This window comes from Massilia sp. CT11-108, from assembly GCF_047302915.1.
Taxonomy (GTDB): Bacteria; Pseudomonadota; Gammaproteobacteria; order Burkholderiales; family Burkholderiaceae_D; genus Telluria; species Telluria orientalis.
The window spans coordinates 1-3,764 of the sequence record NZ_JBKYMO010000518.1 but is presented as its reverse complement, the minus strand read 5'-3'; the positions used below and the strand labels follow the sequence as shown (position 1 = coordinate 3,764).

5 protein-coding genes are annotated in these 3,764 nt (G+C 66.1%); 2 read left to right on the top strand and 3 right to left on the bottom strand.

What is annotated here, in order from left to right; translation table 11 throughout:
• The coding region (locus ACEN88_RS26550) for an SGNH/GDSL hydrolase family protein (protein ID WP_413344478.1) at positions 1-886 on the bottom strand (886 nt) is incomplete at its 3' end.
• Positions 887-1,159: 273 nt separating this feature from the next.
• On the opposite strand from ACEN88_RS26550, the gene ACEN88_RS26545 reads away from it, so the two are divergent.
• Positions 1,160-1,909: a hypothetical protein gene (locus tag ACEN88_RS26545; RefSeq protein WP_413344476.1), complete on the top strand. Its 750-nt coding sequence runs from the start codon at positions 1,160-1,162 to the stop codon at positions 1,907-1,909.
• A 13-nt stretch (positions 1,910-1,922) separates the two neighbouring features.
• On the opposite strand, the gene ACEN88_RS26540 is transcribed toward ACEN88_RS26545, so the two are convergent.
• Together ACEN88_RS26540 and greB are read right to left on the bottom strand one after the other, a co-directional pair.
• Positions 1,923-2,588 carry a biliverdin-producing heme oxygenase gene (locus ACEN88_RS26540; RefSeq protein WP_413344474.1) on the bottom strand — a complete coding sequence of 222 codons (666 nt, stop codon included), beginning with the start codon at positions 2,586-2,588 and terminating at the stop codon, positions 1,923-1,925.
• A gap of 76 nt (positions 2,589-2,664) precedes the next feature.
• A complete protein-coding gene (gene greB / locus ACEN88_RS26535) occupies positions 2,665-3,231 on the bottom strand; it encodes a transcription elongation factor GreB (RefSeq protein ID WP_056328497.1) in 567 nt (188 codons plus the stop codon).
• Between the two features lie 71 nt (positions 3,232-3,302).
• On the opposite strand from greB, the gene ACEN88_RS26530 reads away from it, so the two are divergent.
• A partial coding sequence (locus ACEN88_RS26530; protein WP_413344472.1) for a hypothetical protein occupies positions 3,303-3,764 on the top strand: 462 nt, incomplete at its 3' end.

Sequence of the window (3,764 nt, the reverse complement as noted above, 5' to 3'; positions counted from 1 at the left end):
GCTTCGTCACCATCCTGCGCAGCATGAGGAAGCGTCCTCCATGGTCCACGTCGGCGGCCAGTTCCGCGAAGCGGGCCTGGTAAGGCGCTGCATCGCACGTTTCGTCGAGGTGCTGCGGCAACGGCAGCGGCATCAGCAGGACGGGCCCGTCGAGCGCCCGGATCCACTGCGCCAGGATCGCGCGCATCAGGCACCAGGCCGGGCTGGCGGGCGAGTCGTAGTGCGGCAGCGGCTGGTATTGCGTGAGGTGCTGGACCATGTCGCGCATGCCCAGCTTCGTCACCATCCTGCGCAGCATGAGGAAGCGTCCTCCATGGTCCACGGCGGCGGCCTGCGCGGCGTCCAGCTCGTGTTCCTCGTACGGTTCGCGCCGGGGCGGCACCTGGCACAGCTGCAGCGTGCCGTTCTCGATCCGGAAATACGGCTTGGCATACAGGCGCTCGACGCCGTGCTCGTCGTGGTGCGGACGGAATTGTGCGGCAACGCGCCGGATGTTTTCGACGAAGACGGCGATCACGACGAGGTCGTGCTCGATGTCGCGGCCGAATTCGCGCCAGATGAGGTATTGCTGGTCGGTCCCCGTCGACGACAGGCCGAAGTTGTAGACCTCGACGGGCGGCGTGCCGGCGCCGGGCAGCCGCGTTTCCAGAAGCTCGGTATAGCGCTGGCGGTTGGGCACGGCATCGCCCGCCGTGAACGAATCGCCGAACACGAGGACCCGCCGGTGCCCGGGTGTACGTGCCCGCGCGAAGGGGCGGTCGGCGCGGAATCCCTGTTCGTTGACCTGGATGAGATATCCGCCGCCTTCATGCGGGATCCGCACCCGCAGACGGGGAATGTAGCGATAGCCGACGACAGGGTGATATTCGTAAAGTTGCCTCATCATTTCCTCATTTTCTTTTCGGGTCGAAATAATGATGCGTTATTTAAATATGAGGATTTTTATGCAACCTCAACTTTCCGGATTCTCTGTGTTTACTTTCTATTGACATATTAATTCTTGGGAATTATTTAACCCCGGAAACCAGATACACACTATTGGCGTGGCACAAACCGGAACAGGACGCGATCCCGCATATTCACTCGGCCGAACCATCGTACAAAGGCGTAGAAAAAGACGTTTCGATTTGGAAAATTATTATTGGAAACGGAAATGAGCATGCGGCCACCGATCGCTGAACACAGTGCGTTATTGATCCGATACCTTATGGTTTTTCTGATCGGCTATTTCTTATTGACTGTTCACGCCGGCGCGGATAGCCATAAAAAAGCGGACGCGGCCGATCCCGTACCGCAAATTGAACCCGGAAAATCCAAATTTGTGGATCTGGCATCGCTGCCGCCGCAATTACGGCGCGCGGTCGACGACGAAATGAGGCGGCTGCGCGCGGGCGACGGCGTACTTTACGGCGACATGACGTCCGAGGAAGCGCACGACCTGGAAAGCGCCGACGGGCGGGCGTTGCCGCCGGATGGCGCGCTGGATCGCTTCATTGCGCATGCGACAGTGCCGCCTGCAGATGTCGCGGCCAGCGATCTCGCCGGCTACACGCTGGTGGGCGTGGTGCCCGAGGGGCCCGGCCTGGACGGCCCATGGAGCAGCGTGAAGCGCGTGTACCGGCGTCCCGACGGTGTGCTCGTCATGCTGCACGAGTGGGCCTACGTGGCCGAAGGCGGCGGCGTCCTCGGCGTGCGCGAGCTGATGAATGCCTCCGTGCGGCACGGCACTGCCCGCTGCCCGGCCCAGTTCGCGATCCGGCGCGCGCCGACAGGCCAGGCCGTCTCCGAGCTGCGCTGGTTCACGGATGCCAAGGTCTTCACGCTGAGCGTGGCACAGGACGTGCTCGCCGACGGCGGCAAGGACCACGGCAAGGCGTGGATGCTGCGGCTGGCCGAAGCCATCGAATGAGCGTCCAGGCGGCTCAGGCAGTGCCGGCGCGTGCCGGCGGCGGTACCGGCGCGGCTGCAGGCGGCAATGCCGGATGCGCAAGCCCGGTACGCGGATCGGCGCGCAGCCCCAGGATCCGGTCGAAGGCCGCGCACGCGCCCGCGCAGGCGTCCGCGATCTCGGCCGGCGTACGCACGCTGGCGCGCAGTGCCTGCATGAAGACGCGCCAGCGGGGGCCGGGGCCGGCGTCGTCGCCCTTCAGGTAGCGCAGCCCGTGCGGCGCCAGGCGTTCGCGCAGGCGCTCGTACAACACGGCACCGCCCAGTTGCGAGCCTTCGATGACGTAGTGCACGCCCCAGCGGTAGGCGGGGCTGGCCGTTGCCGGCCAGGCGGCGGCATCCGTGCCGGTGCCGGCCGGCGTGGTCGACAACGCGTGTTCCGCCTCGGCGAGATCGGCGTCGATCCGGGCCAGACGTGTTGCGTGTTCGAATGGCGGGCCATCCGCGAATCCGGCCAGCCAGACGTGCAGGGGCACGAGCCAGGTCCGCAACAGGACCAGGTGGGCGGTGTAGTCGTGCAGGGAGGCGCCGGGAGCGCCGATCGGCAGGCCGGCATCGAGGGCCGCGTGGCGGGTGGCGGTGGCCGCGCGCAGGGCGGCCAGCGGATCGGCTTCGGACGCAACGTCGGCGGAACGGTTCATGGGATGCGGGAAGCAGAAACCGCCATCTTATCAGCCGCGGCACCATCGCGCCGCGCGCCCCGTGCCACCAGCCGGATCAGTCCGCGACAGGCTCCGGGTACTCGACGCTCAGGATTTCCAGCTCGTCATTGCCTTGCGGCGTATGCAATGTGACGACGTCGCCTTCGCGCGCCTTGGTCAGTGCGCGCGCCACCGGCGAGACCCAGCTGATCTTGCCTTTCAGCGGGTCCAGTTCGTCGATGCCGACGATGGTGACCGTATGCTCTTCTCCAGCCTTGTTGACATAGGTGACGGTGGCGCCGAAGAACACCTGGTCGTTGCCGTAGTGGACGGACGGATCCACGACGAAGGCGGAATCCAGGCGCTTGGTGAGGAAGCGGATGCGCCGGTCGATTTCGCGCAGGCGACGCTTGCCGTAGATGTAGTCGCCGTTTTCCGAACGGTCGCCATTGGACGCGGCCCAGTGCACGACGCGCACGACTTCCGGACGGTCGACGTCGATCAGCTGCAGCAGCTCGTCCTTGATGGCCTTGTGGCCGGCCGGGGTGATGTAGTTCTTGGACCCGGCGGGTATCGCCTGGGCGAGCGCCAGGGCCTCGTCATCGTCGTCGTTATCGGACTCTTTTACAAATGCCTTGTTCATGCGTCTATTGTAGCGCCTTCGACAACGCGCGCGCGCCCCTGTGCCGTTCACGTTTCCCGTATCATGAGGCCATGACACGAGCCCTTCCACGCAGCCGGATGTTCGCGCCGCTGGTGTACCTGGCGGCCGTGGTGTTGCTCGTCGAGGAATGGTGCTGGGATACCGGCATGCGCCTCACGCGGGCGCTCGCGCGCTGGCCGGCGCTGGCGGCGCTGGAAGCCCGCGTGCGCACCCTGCCGCCGTACGCCGCCCTGTGCGCCTTCGTGCTGCCCGGCCTGCTGCTGTTTCCGGTCAAGCTGCTGGCCCTGCTCGCGATCGCCCATGGCCACGCGTTGTCCGGCATCGCGACCATCGTGGTGGCGAAGGTGGGCGGCGCGGCCGTCGTGGCGCGGATCTATGTGCTGACCCTGCCGACCTTGCTGGCGGTCGGCTGGTTCGCGCGCTGCCACGGCTGGTTCATGGGCGCCAAGACCCGTTGCCTCGACTACTGGCGCACGAGCCACGCGTGCCACCTGGCCAGCCGGGCGGCGCGC

Bases quoted from the DNA above. Each gene is read 5' to 3' on its own strand.
- greB (WP_056328497.1), bottom strand. From the start codon at position 3,231: ATGAACAAGGCATTTGTAAAAGAGTCCGATAACGACGACGATGACGAG.
- ACEN88_RS26545 (WP_413344476.1), top strand. From the start codon at position 1,160: ATGCGGCCACCGATCGCTGAACACAGTGCGTTATTGATCCGATACCTT.
- ACEN88_RS26540 (WP_413344474.1), bottom strand. From the start codon at position 2,588: ATGAACCGTTCCGCCGACGTTGCGTCCGAAGCCGATCCGCTGGCCGCC.